Raw genomic sequence first — 18,032 nt, 5'->3', positions numbered from 1 at the left:
TTTGTAAAGGTTATGCGACAACTTCGCGTCAGATCGACGACAAGCTGACCCTGCGGCGCCAAACCGGGGCTGGTGCGTTTCCTTTGGCTGACGGAGACGAGCGATTGTCGAACCCACGGAATTGGCGCACTTTTCGGGCCGACCTGAACCAGCGGGCGTGGGCTCCGGCCGGGGCGCGTTTGCGCACCTGGCGCGACTGGGTGCGCGACAACGATCCCGTCTATGCGGCGGCTCGACGACCGGGGGCGGCGGAAAAATGGGCGGCGGGCGTGGTGCTGGTCGTCGCGGCGGCCATCGTTCTTTTCCTGGCCCTGTTCGATTGGAACATGCTGCGCGGGCCCATCGGCCGCTGGGCCTCGGTCAAATACGATCGCGAAATCGCCCTGACCGGCGATCTGGACGTCAATCTGTTCAGCTGGACGCCATCCGCCGTGGTGCGAGGGCTTAAGATCGGCGGCCCCGGCTGGGCGCGCGACCGCAACACGGCCGACGTCGATGAGGTCCAGGCCTCGGTGCGCCTTCGAAAGCTGCTGGCCGGTCAGGTCGAGATGCCCCTGCTGAGCTTCACCCGGCCCCGGGTCGTGCTGATCTCCACCAAGGACGGCCGCAAGAGCTGGCAGTTGAATCCCAACAAACCTGACAATGGCGAAGGGCTGAACCTGCCGGTCATCCAGCAACTGGTCATCAAGGACGGGCAGCTGACCTTTGAGGAACAGCGGCGCGGACTGACGCTGGAGGCGGCGGTCAATGCGCGCGAGGCGTCCAGCGGCCAGGCCGGTTTCGTGCTGGACGGGCGCGGCGATGTGCGCGGCGCAGCCATGACCGTCAGGATCGTGGGCGGTCCCTTCATCAACATCCGGCGCGACCGTCCCTATCGGTTCGAGGCGGATGTGACCGGCGCGGACTCGTCCCTGGTCGCCAAGGGGGCGATCACTCGACCGTTCGATCTGGGGCGGTTCGATGCGACCATGACGATCCAGGGACGCAACATGTCGGACCTCTATCTGCTGACCGGCGTCGCCCTGCCCAGTACGCCGCCCTACCGGCTGTCGGGCGCGCTGAACCGCGATCGGCGAGTCTGGACCTTCAAGGATTTTGACGGACGTGTCGGCGCGTCCGATCTGTCGGGCGAGGTCAAGGTCCAGTCGGGCCAGCGTCTGCGCGTCGACGCCGACCTGACCTCGCGTCGTCTGGACATCGACGACCTGGCCGCCGTTTTGGGCGCGCGGACTCGAACCAATGCGGCGGGCACCGACACCGAGGCGCCGGTCTTGGTCGGCGGCAAGCTGCTGCCGGACGCCAAGCTGCAGACCGAGCGGCTGCAGACCATGGACGGTAGCCTGTCCTATCGGGCCGGATCGGTGAAGGCGAACGCCTTCGACGTGCGTCAGGTGAACCTGGGTGCCGACCTGAAGGACGGCATCCTGAAGCTGGATCCGATCAGCTTCGACTTCAATCGCGGCGCACTGAACGGCACGGCACGGATCGATGCGACCAAGGACACCCCCTACAGCACGGTCGATCTGCGTTTGGCCGGCTATCCGCTGGAGTCAATCATCCCGGCCCGCAACGGCTCGGCGCCCGTCACCGGCAGGGCGCTGGGGCGGGCGAAGCTGGAGGGACCGGGGGCCTCGATCCATGATTTCGCCGCCGCGTCGAAAGGATCCCTCAGCCTGGTGGTGCCGAACGGCAAGATGCGGGCGGCCTTCGCCGAACTGCTGGGCATCAACGCCAGCGCCGGGTTGCTGAAGCTGCTGAGCGGAGATCAGTCCGAAAGCCAGATCCGCTGCGCCGTCGCCGATTTCAACGTCAGCGGCGGCACGGCGACCGCACGCACCTTCGTTATCGACACCGATGTGGTCCTGGCCCAGGGCAAGGGCAGCATTAACCTGGGCGCCGAGACGATGAACCTGCGGATCGAAGGGGAATCCAAGAAGCCGCGGCTGTTGCGCCTGTGGGCGCCGATCACCGTCTCGGGCCCCCTGACCGCGCCCAAGGTCGGGGTCGATGTCGGTTCGGTGGTGTCGCAGGGCGGTCTGGCGGGCCTGTTGGGTGCGGTCGTGGCGCCTGTGACGGCCCTGTTCGCCTTCGTCGATCCTGGGCTGGCCGAAGACGCCGACTGCGGCCGGCTGATCGCCAATGCCCGCTGATCGTTGATGACGACGACCGATCCGGCGATCCGAGCGTATTGTGGGTGATGGAGCCTTTTGCATGACCCGCCGTGGACTGTTCGCGCCTGCCCTTGGGCTTCTCGCCGCCGCCTGCTCGCCGCTCAGCCTGCTGAACACCTTGGGACCGAGGGACGGCGGCGTGCGACGCGTCGCGCGCGACGTCCCCTATGGCGACGATCCGCGCCAGCAGATGGATCTCTATGCGCCGACTGCGCCTGGCCCCTATCCAACGCTGGTCTTCTTCTATGGCGGCGGCTGGGATTCGGGCTCGCGCAGCCAGTATGGCTGGGCGGCGCAAGCCTTGGCGGCGCGGGGGTTCGTGGTCGCCCTGCCGGACTACCGCGTCGTGCCTCAGGTCGTCTTCCCGGCCTTCATCGAGGACGCGGCCGCCGCCACGGCCAAGGCGGCAGAGGTGGTCGGTCAGTACGGCGGCGATCCGGCGCGGCTTGGCGTGCTGGGCCATTCGGCGGGCGCGCATCTGGCGATGATGATCGCCTTGGACCGACGCTATATGGCCGCCGTCGGCCGGCCCGATCTGATCAAGGCGGCCGCAGGTCTCGCGGGCCCTTACGACTTCCTGCCGTTCGACGTGGCGGCGTCGCAGAATGCCTTCGGCCGCGCGCCGGACCCGACCCTGACCCAGCCCGTGACCTTCGTCCGCGCCGACGCCCCGCCGATCTGGCTGGGCCACGGCACGGCCGACACGGTGGTCCACGACGAGGACACGGTCATTCTGGACGAACGGATGCGCGCGGTTGGCGGACGCTCGGAGGCCAAGCTTTACCCCGGCCTGGACCACGCCGACCTGATCGCGACCTTCTCGCCCCTGTTCCGCAAGAAGGCGACGGTGCTGGCCGATGTGGCGAGGTTCTTCCACCGCCAACTGGGCTGAGCTTCGCCTACTCGTCCAGGGCGCCTTCACCTTTTGGAAAGTGCTGTTGATCCATCTCGGGTAGATGAACATTCCAATCGAAGTTGTGTCCGACCCCTTTGATTGGGCTGGGTGGGCTCAAGCCTTGTTCGGCGGAGGGGCCATCATTGCCACTTGGGTCCTCGCGTCTACGGAGGCGCGACGAGCACGAAAGGATCGGGATGATCGCGCAGAAGCACAGCACACAGCCATTTGCGCTATCATAGACCTAGCGGTCGAGACGCTGAGTTCGTTAGATAAAAAGGCGACCGATAAAAAATTCACGATCGGCAATATAGGTGCATCTGAGGATGCCGCTGACGCTTCGATAGCAAGCCTTGCGTCCATCCCGTTGCTTGAACTCACGACCGTGCAAATCAAGGTGGTTAGTGCAACACGTGGTCACATGACCACAGCTCGCCGCCGGCTTGGGTTCAACCGAAATCATCTCGACGCAGGCACTACGCCGAATGCGCAATTCGGCAGTCTGCTACGCCAAGTCAAAACTAATCGAGAGAAGCTGTAGGGAACGTATGTCCCCTGTCATCCGATTCTAACGGTAGAGCCGGGCTGTGCCGTCAGTGTGACGCGGCGTTCGCGTTTCGGGTCGGAAGTCGTCGGAAGATCGCGGAACGCGAACCTCCCAAACTCCGGCGGAAAGCCTGAAAAAGCTTGGTGCGGGCGGCCGGGGTCGAACCGGCACTCCTTTCGGAACTGGATTTTGAGTCCAGCGCGTCTACCAATTCCACCACGCCCGCAGCGGAAGGACCGCCTCATGCCACAGACGCGAAGGCCGCGTCCAGCCCGAAGCGTTAGGCCGCGACCTCCACATGGCTGTCCGTGCCGCCGGACGGGATGCGGCGGGCGCGGATGTACATTTCGACGCGCTGCATGACGATCAGGCCCATGGCGAAGACCAGGAAGGCGTCGGTGACGGCCAGGGCGTTCAGATGCCAGGCGGCGGCGTGGCTTTCGATCAGGTCGCGCAGCAGCGACCGGCCGGCGAACAGCACGACCAGCAGGATCAGACCCAGAGGCGAGGCCTGGGCCATCAGGGAACCGTCCGGCTGCTTTTCGATGGTAACGGTCTTGCCGCGATACCAGCCGGCGACGCCGCCCAGAATCCCGCCGATGGCCAGAACCGCCCAGGCGTCGGGGCCGAACGGCGCATGGGCCATGTTCGGATTTTGCGCCGACCCCCAGATGCCCAGGCCGATCAACGGCAGGACGATGGCCGGCATGACCCACAGCAGTTGCGGCTTCAGTACCCGCTTCCGACGGTTCTTCAGCAGCACGATCACCAGCATGATCGGGATCATGAGCAGCGGGATCAGTTTTTCAGGCGGCACGTCGTCTCTCCCCAAAGACCGGATGCGGCCTCCCCCGAGACCGCTGTCAGCACCCTAGCGGCGTCAATCCGCGCTGGATAGCGGCGCGACCGTCTGTTCGATGGCGCCGAAGATCGAATGATGACGCGCGTCCAGCATTTCGATCCGCACCGTGTCGCCGTGTTTCAGGAAGGGCGTCTCGGCCGCGCCGCGCAGGATCGTCTCGACCGTGCGGACCTCGGCGACGCAGGAGTAGCCCAGGCCGCCTTCCGCGACCGGCTTGCCCGGGCCGCCGTCGGCGTCCTTGTTCGACACCGTGCCCGAACCGATGATTGTCCCGGCGCCCAGCGACCGGGTCTTGGCCAGGTGGGCGATCAGGGTTCCGAAGTCGAAGGTCATGTCGACGCCGGCGTCGGCCTTGCCGAAGTCTTGGCCATTCAGCTGAACGTTCAGCGCACCGTGCAGCTTGCCGTCCTTCCAGCGGTCGCCCAGCGCCTCGGGCGTGACCAGAACGGGCGACAGGGCGCTGGCGGGCTTGGACTGGACGAAGCCGAAGCCCTTGGCCAGTTCGGCAGGGATCAGATTGCGCAGGCTCACGTCATTGACCAGGCCGACCAGGCGAATAGCGGCCAGGGCCTGTTCGCGCGTCGCGCCCTGCGGCACGTCGCCGACGACGACCACGATCTCGGCCTCCAGGTCGCAGCCCCAGGCCTCGTCGGCCAGCGGGATCGGATCGCGCGGCGACAGGAAGCTGTCGGAACCGCCCTGGTACATCAGCGGGTCGGTCCAGAAGCTCACGGGCATTTCGGCGCCGCGCGCCTTACGAACCAGTTCGACGTGGTTCACATAGGCCGAGCCGTCCGCCCATTGATAGGCGCGGGGCAGGGGCGAGGCGGCGTCGCGCTCATGGAAGCGGCCACGCGGCACGGCCTCATGCTCCAGGCTTTCGGCCAAGGCCTCGAGGCGGGGCCCGCAACGGTCCCAGTCATCCAGCGCCGCCTGCAGCGTCGGGGCGATCAGGAAGGCGTCGGTGAACCAGTTCAGGTCCTGGGAGACGACAACGAGGCGGCCGTCGCGGCCGTGCTTGAGCGAGGCGAGTTTCATGACCAAGGCCTAGACCGGATTTGCGATATTGGGAACGACGGAATCAGTCGGTGGCGGTCAGCAGGGCGCGGGCTTCGGCGCCAGTGCGGGCGGCGCGGTCGCGGACCTCGACCTCGACGATGACGCCGCCCTCGGGCTCGACGGCCCACAGGTAGCGGCGCTCGACCTCGACCGTGCGGCCGGATGGGGCGAAACCCTCATAGCTGTCGCCCCAGGGGGTGATCTTCCTGACCTCCACGAAGGGCATGGCGCAGGCGGCGTCCAGCTCCTCGTTGGCCATTACGGTCAGTTCGTCATCGGATGCAGGCATGGGTCTCGGTCTGGAGAAAAAGAGAGTCTAATTCGTCTAACTGGTCTGATCGGGCGCTCAGGGTTCGTCGGCGTAGATGGCGACGCGGGCGGGGTCGGTCGAGGAGGCCGCGCCGCGATACATGCCCGAGGTGGACATGGCGAAGGCGGGGCGGCCATCCAGGCCCATGACGATGACGCCGCCCTTGCCGCCCAGCCTTTCGGCGTCAGCGATCTCCGCCTGACCGGCGGCCTGCGTCGCCGCCCCTGCTGCAATCCGCGCGCAGATGTCGCGGGCGACGGTGGCGCGGATGAAATATTCGCCGTCGCCGGTGGCGGACACCGCGCAGCCGTCGGCGTTGGAGGCATAGGTGCCGGCGCCGATGATCGGCACGTCCCCGACCCGGCCCCAGCGTTTGGCGGTCATGCCGCCGGTCGAGGTGGCGGCGGCGAGACGACCCTGGCTGTCCAGCGCCACGGCGCCGACCGTGCCGAACTTCTTCTCGTTCAGGGGCGGGGCGATTTCGGCTTGAGCGCCTGGGGCCGTGGGGGAGGCGGGCGCGCCGGCGGGGCGTTCGGGGACGGGCTGTCCGGCCTCGGTCAGGGCCTTGACCAGCCCCTGCCAGCGGCGCTCGGTGAAGAAGAAGGCCGGGTCGACCTGCTCCAGCCCGACCGAGGCGGCGAAGGCGTCGGCGCCGGGTCCGATCAGCATGACGTGAGGCGACCGCTCCATCACCGCGCGGGCGGCGGCGACGGGATGACGGGTGGTGGTCAGGCCGGCGACGGACCCGGCGGTCAGGTCCGATCCGTTCATGATGGCGGCGTCCAGCTCGTTACGGCCGGCCGCAGTGAAGACCGCCCCGCGCCCGGCGTTGAACAGGGGATCGTCCTCCATGACCTGAACGGCGGCCTGGACGGCATCCAGCGCCGAGCCGCCGCTTTTCAGCACGGCCGAACCGGCGTCTAGCGCGCCTTGCAGCGCCGCGCGATAGGCCGCGTCCTGCTCGGGCGTCAGGCTGGACCGCTCGATCACGCCCGCCCCGCCGTGGATGGCCAGCGACCATTGCGGCGCGGCGTCTTGGGCGTGCGCCGAGGACAAAGACAGTGCAAAGAGTGCAATCAGTGCCGAACAGGCGATGCGCATCATGAAATTCCTCCCGGCGCCGGATCAGGACGCACCCCGCCGGCAGGTCGTTGGCGCCGCCACTGTAACCCATGACAGGGTCGTGTCAGGCTGATCGATCAAAGAAAAGCGAACCGCATAACCAGGCGGACGATCTCGGCGGCCTTGTGTGCGAAATCGTGCAGATCGGACGTGTCCGGCACGGCGGAGGTGGCTGTTCCGATTGAAAAATCATCCGCCGTGGCGCCTTTGCCCGCGTCGTGCATTGTGGGCGCATGACTGCATCGATCGCCTTTGTCGGAGCGGGGCCAACCACTCTGTACGCGCTTCACGCCCTGCTGTCCCAAGGCGACCTGCCGGCGCGCATCACCGTGATCGAGGCGCGCGGCGCTGCGGGATCGGGCAGCCCCTACAGCGCCGAGTGGAACGACCGGGCGATGCTGTCGAACATCGCCAGCGTGGAAATCCCGCCGGTCACGCAAACCCTGGCGGACTGGCTGGCGGCACGGACCCCGGCGGAGCTGCTGGCGCTGGACATCGACCCTGCCGCGCTGGACGAGCGAAGCTTCGTGCCGCGTCTCGCCCTGGGACGCTATTTCGAGGATCAGTTCGCCGCCCTTGTGGAGCGGGCGAGGGCCGCTGGCGTCTCGATCCAGGTGATGACCGACTGTCGCGTCGTGGACGCCGCGAACACGCCGGAGGGCATCGAACTGACCTATGTCTCGCCGCCCTCGCTACGCGCAAGCAAGGCGGTCTTCGATCATGTCGTCCTCGCCACGGGCCACCAATGGCCGTCACGCCAGCAGGGCCGTCCGGGCTATTACCTCAGTCCGTGGCCGGCCTCGGCGCTGTCCAAGATCCCGGCGACGGACATCGGCATCCGCGGCTCGTCCTTGACGGCGATCGATGCGGCGGTCGCCCTGGCGGGATCGCACGGCGCCTTCGTTCGCCAAGCCGACCGGCTGGTGTACGAACCCGCGCCGGACACCGAGGCGTTTCGCCTGACCATGATGTCGCGCAAGGGCATCCTGCCGGAAGCGGACTTTTATTTTCCGCTGCCCCACGCCCCGCTGGATATCTGCACGCCGGAGGCGGTTGCCGCCCTGATCGTGCAGGAGACAGGTGGTCTTCTGAACGCGGTGTTCGACCTCTTTCGGCGCGAGCTGATTCAAGCCGATCCAGCCTACGCGGCAGAAACGGGGTTGGGAGAAGGGACTCTGGAAACGTTCGCCCAGGCCTATTTCGCCCGACGTGCGGCGAGCGACCCGTTCGTCTGGGCCGCGGCGAACCTGGACGAAGCGCGGGCCAATCACACCGCCAGGGTCACGGTGGCGTGGCGCGACGCCATCCTTCGCATGCATGAAGTCGTCGCCGCGATCGTGCCGCATCTGGACGCCGCGCAGTTCGAGCGCTTCAGCCGGGTGTTCAAGCCGATCTTCGTCGACGTCTACGCCGGCGTGCCGCATGAATCGATCGAGCGGATGCTGGCCCTGCACGAGTCCGGCAAGCTGGACGTTCTGGCGCTCGGCGAGGACCACGCGGTCGATACGCAAAGTCCGGAACGGGGGGCCGACGTGACGATTGCCGGACGGACAAGACATTTCCCGGTCTTCATCGAGGCGACCGGCCAGCAGGCCTTGGCCGCGATCCAGTTTCCGTTTCTGTCGCTGCTGGAACAGGGCATCGTTCGCGACGAGGTCGCCAATGACGCGCCCGACGTGGTGCGCGGCATTGCTGTCGATGAGCTGTTTCGACCCGTCGATGCGCCCCTGCCGCCGGACCGACTGTTTTGCCTGACGCTGCCGTTCCTGATGGGCCGCCACCCCTTCGCGCAGGGAATCACCAGTTCCTTTGAAATGGGAGGGATCGTCGGGCGCAGGCTGGCGTTGGTGGTCAAAGGCGAGGAGAACCCGCCCCATCCCGCCGCCTCGGCGGCCTGAAGCGAGACCTGATGAAGCTGTTTGCGATCTACATCGGCGGCGAGCACCCCGGCGCCAATATCGAAGTGCATGATATGCGCTTCATCGCCGCGCCCTCGATCGAGGCCACCTACGACACCCTGCGTGAACAGTGGTGGGGCAAGACGGGCAGTCTGCACATCGATTGCTGGTCGGAGATTTCACACGCGGACGGCTATGACGTCAGCCTGCGTCCCGAGCCCTACACCGGCCAGGAGAAGCTCTATTATGTGAACCTGGGCGGCTATGACGGGGTGGCCTTCGCCGAGCAGCACCGGAACGTCTTCGTCGTCGCTGACACGCTTCAGGCCGCCAAGTCGCGCGCCATCAAGCTGGCCTCAGGCTGGAGCGACGCCCACCGCGACGAGATGTATGAGGCCGAACAAGCCTTCGCACTCCAGGACGCCGCCCAGACCCAGCGGATGCATATCCACCTGACGCCCCGCCCGATGTCCGGCGACCCGAGCTTCACCTGCCGCTACATGCCGCTTCGCTGATGCAAGGGGCCGCCCTCACCCCCTGTGGTGCAGCCGCTTCCACACCTGATAGCCGATGATGGGGGCGAAGCCGCAGAGGAGGGCGGCGATCAGGACCATCCAGAAACCGCCGCCCAGCCAGTATTCGCCGGCCAAGGCACCGGCGCCGGCCGCAAGGACCGGGCCGAGCCAGGGCAGCCAGGTCGGCGGCCGCATCGTCATTCAGGCGTCGACCTTGATGACGCCGCGACGGATCTGGTCCAGCTCGATGGAGTCGAACAGGGCCTGGAAGTTGCCGTTGCCGAAGCCTTCGTTGCCCTTGCGCTGAATGATCTCGAAGAAGATCGGGCCGAAGGTGTCCTGGGTGAAGATTTGCAGCAGCAGGCCTTCCTCGTCCGAACCGTCGATCAGGATGCGGTTCTTGCGCATCCGCTCCACGTCCTCGCCATGGTTGGGCAGGCGTTTGTCGATCAGTTCGAAATAGGTCTCGATCGTGTCTTGGAACGCGACGCCGCGTTCCTTCATCGCCTCGACCGTCTCGAAGATGTTCTCGGTCGTCAGGGCGATATGCTGGATGCCTTCGCCGTTGTAGCGACGGATGAACTCCTCGATCTGGGAGTTTTCGTCCTGGCTTTCGTTCAACGGGATGCGGATGGCGCGGTCGGGCGCGATCATGGCCTGAGAGAACAGGCCTGTCGCCTTGCCCTTGATGTCGAAATACTTCTGCTCTTCGAAGTTGAAGATCGAGTTGTAGAAGCCCGACCAGGTGCGCATCTGGCCGCGCCGGACGTTGTGGGTCAGGTGATCCAGGATCTCCAGGCCCATCGAATTCTTGCGCTCGGCCTCTTCCCAGCCTTCGATCTCGTCCCAGGCGTCATAGAGCGAGCCGGCGTCGCCGTACTGGTCGATGACATAGAGCAGCGAGCCGCCGATGCCTTGCAGAATGTAGGGGTAGTCGTCGCCCAGCGCGCCGCCGTCCACTCCCTCGGCCGGCTTGGCTCCACGAGCGACTGCGCCTTCATAGGCGACCTTTGCATCGTTGGTGCGGAAGGCCATGCCGTTGGCGGATGGGCCGTGATCGCGGGCGAAGATTTCCGCTTGGCTCCCCGGATAAGCTCGAGGAGAGCGATGGACCAAGAAGCTGATATCGCCCTGCTTCAGGCGCACCACGTCGGTCTTGGGGTTCACGTGCGTCTGGGTGAAGCCCATCAGCTCTAAGCGCGAAATCATCGCCTCGGGCTCGGGGCCGGTGAATTCGACGAACTCGAAACCGTCGACGCCGAGGGGGTTTTCTTGGTCGATCTGTTCCGCCGTGGCCTGATCTTGGGCCTGGGTCATGTCGTTCATGGCGCGTCTCCCGCGTGATCTTGAGGGCGGTCTGGCCGCCGATTGGCGCGGAACCTAGTCACAGAAGACGACGGAGCCAAGACGAAGCCACGGGGTCGTGATGACGGACGACCCCGTAAGCCCCGTCTGTCGTCTTTATGCGATCAGCGCAGGACGGCTTCGGGATCGACCAGCCGGACGTCGTGCATCTGGTCCAGATAGGCCTCGTAGTAGCCCTTGTGCGAGGCGCCGACGATGGTCAGCATCCGAGTGCCCGGATAGAGGCCCAGGACATCGCGCATATTGGCGACCATTCGCAGGTTGCGGGTCTCCCAGAAGCCGAGGTAGCGGCGGCCGAAGGCCTGCGGTGACGGCTCGACCAGATTTGCGCCGAAATCGGACTGATAGGCCATGGCCGGGACGGTCGGTGCATTGTAGGCGCGATACATCTGGAGAAGGCCGTCCGGCTGATCCAGGGCGGCGCTCAGCCGTTCGTCTTCCGCCCGACGGGCCGTGCTGGCGGGATTGTCCCAGGCGGCCATGACGGCGTCCTGTGATGCCTTCTTCTCCACGGGGTCGGCAGGGTCGGGCGAATCGGCGGAGTGGTCGTCGACGCTCCACAGCCGTTCCAGTCCCAGGCGCGCGGCCAGGGGGGCGGAAATCAGGAAGGTCTCGTTGGCCTGTTCCTCGATCTGGTTCAGCACGCCGACCAAGGCGTCGTTCAGGCCGTCCCCGGCGATGCGGTCCTGGGCGGGCAGGCGAAGCCACTGGACCAAGGCCGATCCCCGCTCGCCGGCCGCCAGGAAGACCGCCGCCAGATGACGCCGCTGGGCCGTTGTGGGCTGATCGGGCCATTCTGCCAGCAGCCGCTCGGCCTCGGCGTTGGCGGCCGGTACGTCCAGGCCGGTCGCCAGGGCGGCGGGAGCGGGATCCCAGCAATAGGTTTCGACCGTCTCGGCATACCGCGACGGATAGCGACGCAGACTGTCGCATTGCAGGCCGGACAGGTCCTCCGTCGCGATGGCGGTCGGCTTCCACGCCGCCAACCGATCCAGCAGCGGCGACAGGCTTTCGACCTTGAAGCCGTCGCCCATGTTCGACAGGTGCGGCGTGCCCAGGACCAGCACTTCGTTCAGCGCGCCGGCGGGCGGTCCCTTCAGCTGATCGGGATGGAAAGGCTGGCGGTAGTCCTGCGCGGCTGCGGGCAGGGCGACGGCCAGCAGCGCGCCGACGGCGACGAACAGGATGCGGGAGGAACGAAGAGGCAAGGCCATGACACGCCGTGAAAGGAATTTGAGAAGGATCGACCGTCGGTCGGTCACGCCACCTTCCACGGATCACCGCCCGGGCGCCCGTTAATTCTTGGACATCTAAGGCTACGCTTGCAGCGTTGCGTCAGCCCGGCAGCCAGCGCGTGGCCCATTCGGCGCCCATCAGAAGGCCGGTCCCGAGCGCGCCCAGGATGGTCAGCCACACGGTGGTTACGGCGCAGCCCGCGAGGACGAACAGGCCGTCGCGCTGGATCAGGCCGACCGACAGCAGGGCCAGGGCGATCGACGGGATGGTGTTGGTCAGGGGCATGACGATGGTGACGGTCGCCAGGATCATGAAGACGGCGGCCAGCTTCTCGCCCGGCCCATCGGCGAAGCGGCGAAGACGGGGGCGCGACAGCCGGTCGATCCAGCCCAGTTTGGTTTCGGCGAAATCGGCCATGGCCTTCAGCCACGATCCCTTGCATCGCAGATTCAGAAACCAGCGCGGCAGCCACGGCTCCTCGCGCCCGACCAGCATCTGGCCGGCCAGCAGGATGACGATCAGCCCGACCACCTGCGGCACGCCGTAAAGGCCCGGCACCAGACAAGGGATGGAGAGCAGCAGGATCAACAGGCCATAGGCGCGCTCGTCCAGCCGGTCGCGGATCTCGTGCAGGGTCAGGCCTGCGTCGCCGCCGTCGTCGGCCAGCCGCCGCAGCAGCCGGGTGACGTTATGGCTGACGTCGTCTTGATGCTGGAGGGGGGAGGGGGGCGTCATGGCGTCTGATTAAGGCGCTGTCGGGCGAACCGCGAGGGGTGCGATGTCGCAGAGGCGCCCGGCGGCCGTTAACGCTCGCGTTTTACAATCCTTTGAGAGCTTGGCTGTAGGGTTGGGGTTGAAATCCCGATCCTCACGAGCCGTCATGTCGATCCTGCTTCGCCCCCTGCTGCGCTATGCCGACTTCAAGGGACGCGCGTCCCGTCGCGAATATTTCGGCTTCATGATCGTCCAGTCCCTGGTCGCCGGCTTGATCATGATGGTCATGATCGCGGCTGGACGGGCGGACGACCCAGGTGTCGTCGGCGTGGCGGTCCTAGGGGCGTTCGGCCTGCTGGGGCTGATGATGCTGGGCCTGCTGATCCCCAACTACGCCGTTCTGACGCGGCGACTGCATGACTGCGGGCGCTCGGCCTGGTGGCTGCTGCTGCTCGCGCCCAACGTCCTGGCGATCATCATGATCATGGGCGCCTTGGGCGGCATGGTTCAGCACGCGGCCCAGGGCGTCGACGCCGCCCAGGCCGTGCCCGCCCTGCTGGCGGGTCTGGGCGGGGCCGGGGTGATGATCCTGGCGGGGCAGATCTGCGGCGTGATCCTGTTCGTCTTGACCCTGTTGCCGGGCGAGGCGGGCGAAAACACATACGGACCCGACCCCCGCACCGGCGGCGGGTGGGAACCGAAGGCTTCGACGATCGACGAGGCGCGGCTGGAGACCCTGTTCGAGGAGGCCCGACGCGGCATGGCCGAAAACGCCGCCGCGCCCGCCCGCCCGGCGCCGACCCCTTGGGATCGGCCCGTCTATGATCCCGGTATCGTCCCCAGCCGACCGTTCGGCAAACGCACCTGAGATCGTCGTCTTGTCGTGACGGCGCGGGCAGCGGTTGCTAGGGAGCAACGACCGCCTTCAGGGATCGACATGCTGCGCAAACTCTATGACCGCGTCTTCGACCTGGCGCGCAGCCGTCATGCGACCAAGGCCCTGGCCGTGGTCTCCTTCGCCGAAAGCTCCTTCTTCCCCATTCCGCCCGACGTGATGCTGGCGCCGATGATCCTGGCGCGGCCGGACCGGGCCTATTTCTACGCCGCCGTCTGCACCGTCGCCTCGGTGCTGGGCGGGATTGTCGGTTATGCGATCGGCTATTTCCTGACCGATCTGGGCTTGGCGATCATGCGGGTGCTGGGCCATTCGGACGGGCTGGAGCAGTTCCGCGCCTGGTTCGATCAGTGGGGCCTGTGGGTCATTCTGATCAAGGGGCTGACGCCCATTCCCTACAAGCTGGTGACGATCGCCTCGGGCCTGGCGGCATTCAGCTTTCCGGTCTTCATGGCCGCGTCGGTCGTGACGCGGGGCGGGCGCTTCTTCCTGGAGGCGTGGATACTGAAGCGCTGGGGGCCGGCCATGCTGGCGCAGGTCGAAAAGCGGCTGGCGATGTGGAGCGTGATCGGCCTGGTCGCGCTGGTCGCGTTGATCGTCGTCCTGAAGCTTCTGTAAGTCGACGGCGCGTTCGGGGCGGGGTAAGACCGTTTCAAGATGATCGATGTCTATCGCCTTCTGACCCGTTGGTGGACCGCCTTCGCCCTGGCCGCGTCGCTGGCCATGCTGGGCGCAGCCCATGCGTTCGAACGGTTCGGCGGCCTTGCGCCCTGCAACCTGTGTCTGAAGCAGCGCGAGGTCTATTGGGGCGCCGTCGTCGTCGCTGTGCTGGCCACGGGTTGGACCCTGTTCAGCGGCGGACGCCGGGGCACGCCGCGCATCGCCGGCTTCCTGCTGGCGGCCGTGTTCGCGACAGGCGCCATCACGGCCATCTTCCATATGGGCGGCGAATATAAATGGTGGGCGCTGCCTGCGACCTGTTCGTCCGTCGGCGGCTCGGTTGATATGGACAGCCTGACAGCGCTGGCCATGGGCACGGGGCCGGTGACCAAGGTGATCGGCTGCGGCGATGTGGCCTGGAGCTGGCTCGGTCTGTCGATGGCAGGATGGAACGCGATCATCGCCTCGGCGCTTGCGGTGTTCAGCCTGTTGGCGGCGAAACGTCCAAAGGACGCCCGCGCGCCACGGATCGAAAAGGCCTGATGCGATGAGCCATTCCATTCCTCTCCCTCGTCCTGGCCAAGGCGCCGACAAGGCGCGGATGGACGAAATCCTGCGTGTCGATCACGCCGGAGAATATGCGGCCGTCCTGATCTATCGCGCCCAGAAGGCGGTGTTCGAAGGGCGCAAGGGGCGTGACGGCATCGCCCATGATCTGTCGGAGATGCAGGACCAGGAGGCGGTGCATCTGGCGCGCTTCGAACGGCTGCTGAACGAGCGGCAGGTGCGACCCACGGTCATGACGCCCCTGTGGCGCATCGCCGCCTCGGCCCTGGGCGCCGGCACGGCCCTGATGGGTGAAAAGGCGGCGCACGCCTGCACCGAGGCGGTCGAGAGCGTGATCGAGAAACACTATGCCGACCAGATCGCCGAGATCGGCGACCGCGACCCGGTCCTGGCCGCCGAGCTGAAACAGTTCCGCGACGAGGAGCTGGCCCACCACGACCACGCCATCGAACACGGCAGCCGCGAAGCGCCGGCCTATCGGCTGCTGTCCGGCGTGATCAAGGTCGGCTGCAAGGCGGCGATCAAAATCAGCGAGCGGGTCTGACGCGTCTCCTCCCCACCTGTGGGGAGGGGGACCGCGAAGCGGTGGAGGGGCTCTTGAAATCCCACTGTCTCCTGTAGGCGTCGCAGAACCCCTTCGTCGCGGCGCTAAAGGAGCGCCGGGCCACCTCCCCATCGCTGCGCGACAGGGAGGAGAAAAAATTCAGTAAATCTCGAACAACCCGGCCGCGCCCATGCCGCCGCCGATGCACATGGTGACGACGCCATATTTGGCCCCGCGACGCTTGCCCTCGATCAGGACGTGGCCGGTCATGCGGGCGCCGGACATGCCGTAGGGGTGGCCGATGGAGATGGCGCCGCCCGAGACGTTCAGCCGGTCGTCGGGAATGCCCAGCGTGTCCTGGCAGTACAGAACCTGGGCGGCGAAGGCCTCGTTCAGCTCCCAGATGCCGATGTCGTCCACCGTCAGGCCGTGGCGCTTCAGAAGTTTGGGCACGGCATAGACCGGGCCGATGCCCATTTCGTCCGGCTCGCAGCCGGCGACCGCCATGCCGCGATAGGCGCCGAGCGGTTGCAGGTTGCGCTTCACCGCCTCGCCGGCCTCCATGACGACGCAGGCTGAGGCGCCGTCCGACAGTTGCGAGGCGTTGCCGGCGGTGATGAACTCGCCCGTCTGGATCTCCTCGCCGCCGCCGAAGACCGGCTTCAAAGCCTTCAGCCCTTCCAGCGTCGTGTCGGGACGATTGCCCTCGTCCTTGGAGAGTGTGACCTCTTTCGATGAGGCCTGGCCGGTCGCCTTGTCCATGACCAGCATGGTGGTGGTCATGGGCACGATCTCGGCGTCGAACCGACCGGCGTCTTGAGCGGCGGCCGTGCGCTGCTGGGATTTCAGCGCATATTCGTCCTGGCGGTCGCGGCTGACGCCGTAGCGGCGCGACACCACCTCGGCCGTCTCCAGCATCGACATATAGATGTGGGGCGACAGCTTCAGCAGCGCCTCGTCCTTCATCCGGTACAGGTTCATATTCTGGTTCTGCACCAGGGAGATGCTTTCCAGCCCGCCGCCGACCGCCATCTTCTGCTGATCGAAGACGACCTGTTTCGCCGCCGTGGCGATGCCCATCAGGCCCGAGGCGCATTGGCGGTCCAAGCTCATGCCGGGAACGGAGGAGGGCAGGCCGGCGGCCAGAGCGATCTGGCGCGCCACATTGGTTCCGGTCGAGCCCTGCTGCAGGGCCGCGCCCATGATGACATCCTCGATCTCGGCCGGATCGACGCCGGCGCGCTGGACCGCATGTTTCACCGCATGGGCGCCGAGCTGCTGCGCCTGGGTGTCGTTAAAGGCGCCGCGATAGGCGCGCCCGATGGGCGTACGGGCGGTGGAGACGATGACGGCTTCGCGCATGGGCTTTCCTCCTGGGGCTATCGCCTTTCGGGCTACTTGAGCCCATTCTTGTTTGGCCTACGCGCGTTCGCGCTGCTGAGGCCGGTTTCCTCTGACGCGAAGTTAGGCGCCTCACGTCGCGTCAACGCAAGGCACCTTGTCGTTCAACCGCCGTGGGCTTTCTGGGCTTTCGTCAGTTCGATCATGCCCTGGGCGGCGCCCATTTCCGGGACGATCTCGCCGGTGCGGTCCGAAATGGCGTCGAAGCGGGCGGCGACCTGTTCGGGTGCATCTTCCCCAGTGACGAAGTCGCCTTGCGTCAGGGTGACATAGGCGCGCTCGAACCCGCCGGCGCCGGCGGCCAAGATGGCGCGGCTCGGCGCATCCTGGCTGACCAAGTAAAGCAGGCCGGGCGTGACCAGGGCCGGGGCCAGCGCCTCCAGCGGCAGGGCGGCGCCCAGATCCTCGGTCATGCGGGTGTGGGCGGTGGGCGCCAGGCAGTTGACGCGGATGTCGTTCTTGGCCCCCTCGATCGACAGGGTCTGCATCAGACCGACCAGCGCCATCTTGGCCGCGCCATAGTTCGACTGTCCAAAGTTGCCGTACAGGCCCGAGGACGAAGTCGTCATCACGATCCGGCCGTAGTTCTGCCCGCGCATGATCTCCCACACCGCCTTGGTGCAGTTGACCGCCCCCATCAGGTGGACGTCGACGACGAAGCGGAAGTCCTCGATCTCCATCTTGGCGAAGGTCTTGTCGCGCAGGACGCCGGCGTTGTTCACCAGGATGTCGATCCGGCCCCATTTCGCCATGGCCTGATCGACCATGGCCTGGACTGCGGCAAAATCCGTCACCGAGGCTGCGTTGGCTATAGCCTCGCCGCCGGCCGCCTCGATTTCCGCCACGACGGATTCGGCCGCGTTGGCTGATCCGCCCGAGCCGTCGCGGGCGCCGCCTAGGTCATTGACCACCACCTTGGCCCCGCGTGCCGCCAGAGCCAGAGCGTGTTCGTGCCCCAGCCCGCCCCCGGCGCCCGTCACGATCGCCACCTGTCCGTCAAACCGCATCGCCATATTCGTTTCCTTTCGCAGGCGCCCAATGTGTTGAAACGGCGCCACAGTCGACACAATCGTAGCTCAAGCGCGGAACCGTGCGCCAGCCACGCCGTTCGGTCGGGTGAATGCTGTGCTATTGCGCAGCTTCGCGCATTCACACAGTGAGGAAAGCTATGAAGCTCAAACTTCTCGCCTCCGTTGCCGCCGCCGGACTGTTCGCAGCCGGCGCCGCATCGGCGGAACCCAATGGTTGGTACGGCGCCATCGACGCCGGCT

Annotated in this window: 19 protein-coding genes and 1 tRNA gene; 8 read left to right on the top strand and 12 right to left on the bottom strand. The window is 66.5% G+C overall.

The genetic code is table 11. The features are described from left to right. Nucleotides 1–179: 179 nt before the first annotated feature. Entirely contained in the window at nucleotides 180–2,150 is a 1,971-nt protein-coding gene (locus tag BVE01S_RS11950; RefSeq protein WP_240612144.1) for an AsmA family protein, read from the top strand. Nucleotides 2,151–2,211: 61 nt separating this feature from the next. Beyond that, nucleotides 2,212–3,063: an alpha/beta hydrolase gene (locus BVE01S_RS11945; protein ID WP_066627848.1), complete on the top strand. Its 852-nt coding sequence runs from the start codon at nucleotides 2,212–2,214 to the stop codon at nucleotides 3,061–3,063. A 691-nt stretch (nucleotides 3,064–3,754) separates the two neighbouring features. Here BVE01S_RS11945 and BVE01S_RS11940 read toward each other — a convergent pair. From BVE01S_RS11940 to BVE01S_RS16825, 6 genes are all read right to left on the bottom strand, one after another. Then, nucleotides 3,755–3,839, bottom strand: a tRNA-Leu gene (locus tag BVE01S_RS11940). Nucleotides 3,840–3,893: 54 nt separating this feature from the next. After that, nucleotides 3,894–4,430 (bottom strand): CcdC protein domain-containing protein, encoded by a 537-nt coding sequence (locus BVE01S_RS11935; protein ID WP_066627845.1) that lies wholly within the window; start codon nucleotides 4,428–4,430, stop codon nucleotides 3,894–3,896. A gap of 63 nt (nucleotides 4,431–4,493) precedes the next feature. Next, nucleotides 4,494–5,513 (bottom strand): fumarylacetoacetate hydrolase family protein, encoded by a 1,020-nt coding sequence (locus tag BVE01S_RS11930; protein WP_066627842.1) that lies wholly within the window; start codon nucleotides 5,511–5,513, stop codon nucleotides 4,494–4,496. 43 nt (nucleotides 5,514–5,556) lie between these two features. After that, nucleotides 5,557–5,823, bottom strand: a complete 267-nt coding sequence (locus BVE01S_RS11925; RefSeq protein WP_066627839.1) for a hypothetical protein — start codon at nucleotides 5,821–5,823, stop codon at nucleotides 5,557–5,559. A 57-nt stretch (nucleotides 5,824–5,880) separates the two neighbouring features. Then, complete coding sequence (locus BVE01S_RS11920) at nucleotides 5,881–6,948, bottom strand: isoaspartyl peptidase/L-asparaginase family protein (RefSeq protein ID WP_066627836.1); 1,068 nt, start codon at nucleotides 6,946–6,948, stop codon at nucleotides 5,881–5,883. A 95-nt stretch (nucleotides 6,949–7,043) separates the two neighbouring features. Next, nucleotides 7,044–7,190, bottom strand: coding sequence for a hypothetical protein (locus BVE01S_RS16825; RefSeq protein ID WP_157076458.1), 147 nt, complete (start codon nucleotides 7,188–7,190; stop codon nucleotides 7,044–7,046). 9 nt (nucleotides 7,191–7,199) lie between these two features. Here BVE01S_RS16825 and BVE01S_RS11915 point away from each other — a divergent pair, with 9 nt between their 5' ends. Together BVE01S_RS11915 and BVE01S_RS11910 are read left to right on the top strand one after the other, a co-directional pair. Beyond that, nucleotides 7,200–8,864, top strand: a complete 1,665-nt coding sequence (locus tag BVE01S_RS11915; protein ID WP_066627835.1) for an FAD/NAD(P)-binding protein — start codon at nucleotides 7,200–7,202, stop codon at nucleotides 8,862–8,864. Nucleotides 8,865–8,875: 11 nt separating this feature from the next. Then, nucleotides 8,876–9,379, top strand: a complete 504-nt coding sequence (locus BVE01S_RS11910; protein ID WP_066627832.1) for a DUF1543 domain-containing protein — start codon at nucleotides 8,876–8,878, stop codon at nucleotides 9,377–9,379. 15 nt (nucleotides 9,380–9,394) lie between these two features. Here the strand turns inward: BVE01S_RS11910 and BVE01S_RS11905 are convergent, their stop codons facing one another. The 4 genes from BVE01S_RS11905 to BVE01S_RS11890 all read right to left on the bottom strand — a co-directional run bounded on the left by BVE01S_RS11905 (nucleotide 9,395) and on the right by BVE01S_RS11890 (nucleotide 12,715). Further along, nucleotides 9,395–9,580 (bottom strand): hypothetical protein, encoded by a 186-nt coding sequence (locus tag BVE01S_RS11905; RefSeq protein ID WP_055807817.1) that lies wholly within the window; start codon nucleotides 9,578–9,580, stop codon nucleotides 9,395–9,397. After that, entirely contained in the window at nucleotides 9,581–10,705 is a 1,125-nt protein-coding gene (gene hppD, locus BVE01S_RS11900; RefSeq protein WP_066627830.1) for a 4-hydroxyphenylpyruvate dioxygenase, read from the bottom strand. A 143-nt stretch (nucleotides 10,706–10,848) separates the two neighbouring features. Continuing rightward, entirely contained in the window at nucleotides 10,849–11,958 is a 1,110-nt protein-coding gene (locus BVE01S_RS11895; protein ID WP_066627828.1) for a DUF5694 domain-containing protein, read from the bottom strand. A gap of 121 nt (nucleotides 11,959–12,079) precedes the next feature. Beyond that, the gene (locus BVE01S_RS11890; RefSeq protein ID WP_066627826.1) at nucleotides 12,080–12,715 is read right to left on the bottom strand and encodes an exopolysaccharide biosynthesis protein; all 636 of its coding nucleotides are present in this window, start codon (nucleotides 12,713–12,715) and stop codon (nucleotides 12,080–12,082) included. A 145-nt stretch (nucleotides 12,716–12,860) separates the two neighbouring features. Here BVE01S_RS11890 and BVE01S_RS11885 point away from each other — a divergent pair, with 145 nt between their 5' ends. The 4 genes from BVE01S_RS11885 to BVE01S_RS11870 all read left to right on the top strand — a co-directional run bounded on the left by BVE01S_RS11885 (nucleotide 12,861) and on the right by BVE01S_RS11870 (nucleotide 15,360). After that, complete coding sequence (locus BVE01S_RS11885; protein ID WP_066627824.1) at nucleotides 12,861–13,562, top strand: DUF805 domain-containing protein; 702 nt, start codon at nucleotides 12,861–12,863, stop codon at nucleotides 13,560–13,562. Nucleotides 13,563–13,631: 69 nt separating this feature from the next. Further along, on the top strand, nucleotides 13,632–14,207 hold the full coding sequence (locus BVE01S_RS11880) for a YqaA family protein (RefSeq protein ID WP_066627821.1): 576 nt from the start codon (nucleotides 13,632–13,634) through the stop codon (nucleotides 14,205–14,207). A gap of 39 nt (nucleotides 14,208–14,246) precedes the next feature. Beyond that, nucleotides 14,247–14,792 (top strand): disulfide bond formation protein B, encoded by a 546-nt coding sequence (locus BVE01S_RS11875; protein WP_066627818.1) that lies wholly within the window; start codon nucleotides 14,247–14,249, stop codon nucleotides 14,790–14,792. Between the two features lie 4 nt (nucleotides 14,793–14,796). Then, nucleotides 14,797–15,360, top strand: a complete 564-nt coding sequence (locus tag BVE01S_RS11870; RefSeq protein ID WP_066627816.1) for a demethoxyubiquinone hydroxylase family protein — start codon at nucleotides 14,797–14,799, stop codon at nucleotides 15,358–15,360. Between the two features lie 159 nt (nucleotides 15,361–15,519). Here BVE01S_RS11870 and BVE01S_RS11865 read toward each other — a convergent pair whose 3' ends face one another. Both BVE01S_RS11865 and BVE01S_RS11860 read right to left on the bottom strand, forming a co-directional pair. Then, nucleotides 15,520–16,722, bottom strand: coding sequence for an acetyl-CoA C-acyltransferase (locus BVE01S_RS11865; protein WP_066627813.1), 1,203 nt, complete (start codon nucleotides 16,720–16,722; stop codon nucleotides 15,520–15,522). Between the two features lie 143 nt (nucleotides 16,723–16,865). Next, entirely contained in the window at nucleotides 16,866–17,774 is a 909-nt protein-coding gene (locus tag BVE01S_RS11860) for an SDR family NAD(P)-dependent oxidoreductase (protein ID WP_066627810.1), read from the bottom strand. Nucleotides 17,775–18,032: the final 258 nt, after the last annotated feature.

It is taken from the genome of Brevundimonas vesicularis NBRC 12165, from assembly GCF_001592205.1.
Classification (GTDB): domain Bacteria; phylum Pseudomonadota; class Alphaproteobacteria; order Caulobacterales; family Caulobacteraceae; genus Brevundimonas; species Brevundimonas vesicularis.
This window is presented reverse-complemented; position numbering and strand designations above follow the sequence as displayed.

Coding starts and splice junctions, on each gene's coding strand:
- BVE01S_RS11930 (WP_066627842.1), bottom strand. CDS start 5,513: ATGAAACTCGCCTCGCTCAAGCACGGCCGCGACGGCCGCCTCGTTGTC.
- hppD (WP_066627830.1), bottom strand. CDS start 10,705: ATGAACGACATGACCCAGGCCCAAGATCAGGCCACGGCGGAACAGATC.
- BVE01S_RS11875 (WP_066627818.1), top strand. CDS start 14,247: ATGATCGATGTCTATCGCCTTCTGACCCGTTGGTGGACCGCCTTCGCC.
- BVE01S_RS11915 (WP_066627835.1), top strand. CDS start 7,200: ATGACTGCATCGATCGCCTTTGTCGGAGCGGGGCCAACCACTCTGTAC.
- BVE01S_RS11925 (WP_066627839.1), bottom strand. CDS start 5,823: ATGCCTGCATCCGATGACGAACTGACCGTAATGGCCAACGAGGAGCTG.
- BVE01S_RS11890 (WP_066627826.1), bottom strand. CDS start 12,715: ATGACGCCCCCCTCCCCCCTCCAGCATCAAGACGACGTCAGCCATAAC.
- BVE01S_RS11945 (WP_066627848.1), top strand. CDS start 2,212: ATGACCCGCCGTGGACTGTTCGCGCCTGCCCTTGGGCTTCTCGCCGCC.
- BVE01S_RS16825 (WP_157076458.1), bottom strand. CDS start 7,190: ATGCACGACGCGGGCAAAGGCGCCACGGCGGATGATTTTTCAATCGGA.
- BVE01S_RS11865 (WP_066627813.1), bottom strand. CDS start 16,722: ATGCGCGAAGCCGTCATCGTCTCCACCGCCCGTACGCCCATCGGGCGC.
- BVE01S_RS11920 (WP_066627836.1), bottom strand. CDS start 6,948: ATGATGCGCATCGCCTGTTCGGCACTGATTGCACTCTTTGCACTGTCT.
- BVE01S_RS11910 (WP_066627832.1), top strand. CDS start 8,876: ATGAAGCTGTTTGCGATCTACATCGGCGGCGAGCACCCCGGCGCCAAT.
- BVE01S_RS11870 (WP_066627816.1), top strand. CDS start 14,797: ATGAGCCATTCCATTCCTCTCCCTCGTCCTGGCCAAGGCGCCGACAAG.
- BVE01S_RS11885 (WP_066627824.1), top strand. CDS start 12,861: ATGTCGATCCTGCTTCGCCCCCTGCTGCGCTATGCCGACTTCAAGGGA.
- BVE01S_RS11860 (WP_066627810.1), bottom strand. CDS start 17,774: ATGGCGATGCGGTTTGACGGACAGGTGGCGATCGTGACGGGCGCCGGG.
- BVE01S_RS11895 (WP_066627828.1), bottom strand. CDS start 11,958: ATGGCCTTGCCTCTTCGTTCCTCCCGCATCCTGTTCGTCGCCGTCGGC.
- BVE01S_RS11880 (WP_066627821.1), top strand. CDS start 13,632: ATGCTGCGCAAACTCTATGACCGCGTCTTCGACCTGGCGCGCAGCCGT.
- BVE01S_RS11905 (WP_055807817.1), bottom strand. CDS start 9,580: ATGACGATGCGGCCGCCGACCTGGCTGCCCTGGCTCGGCCCGGTCCTT.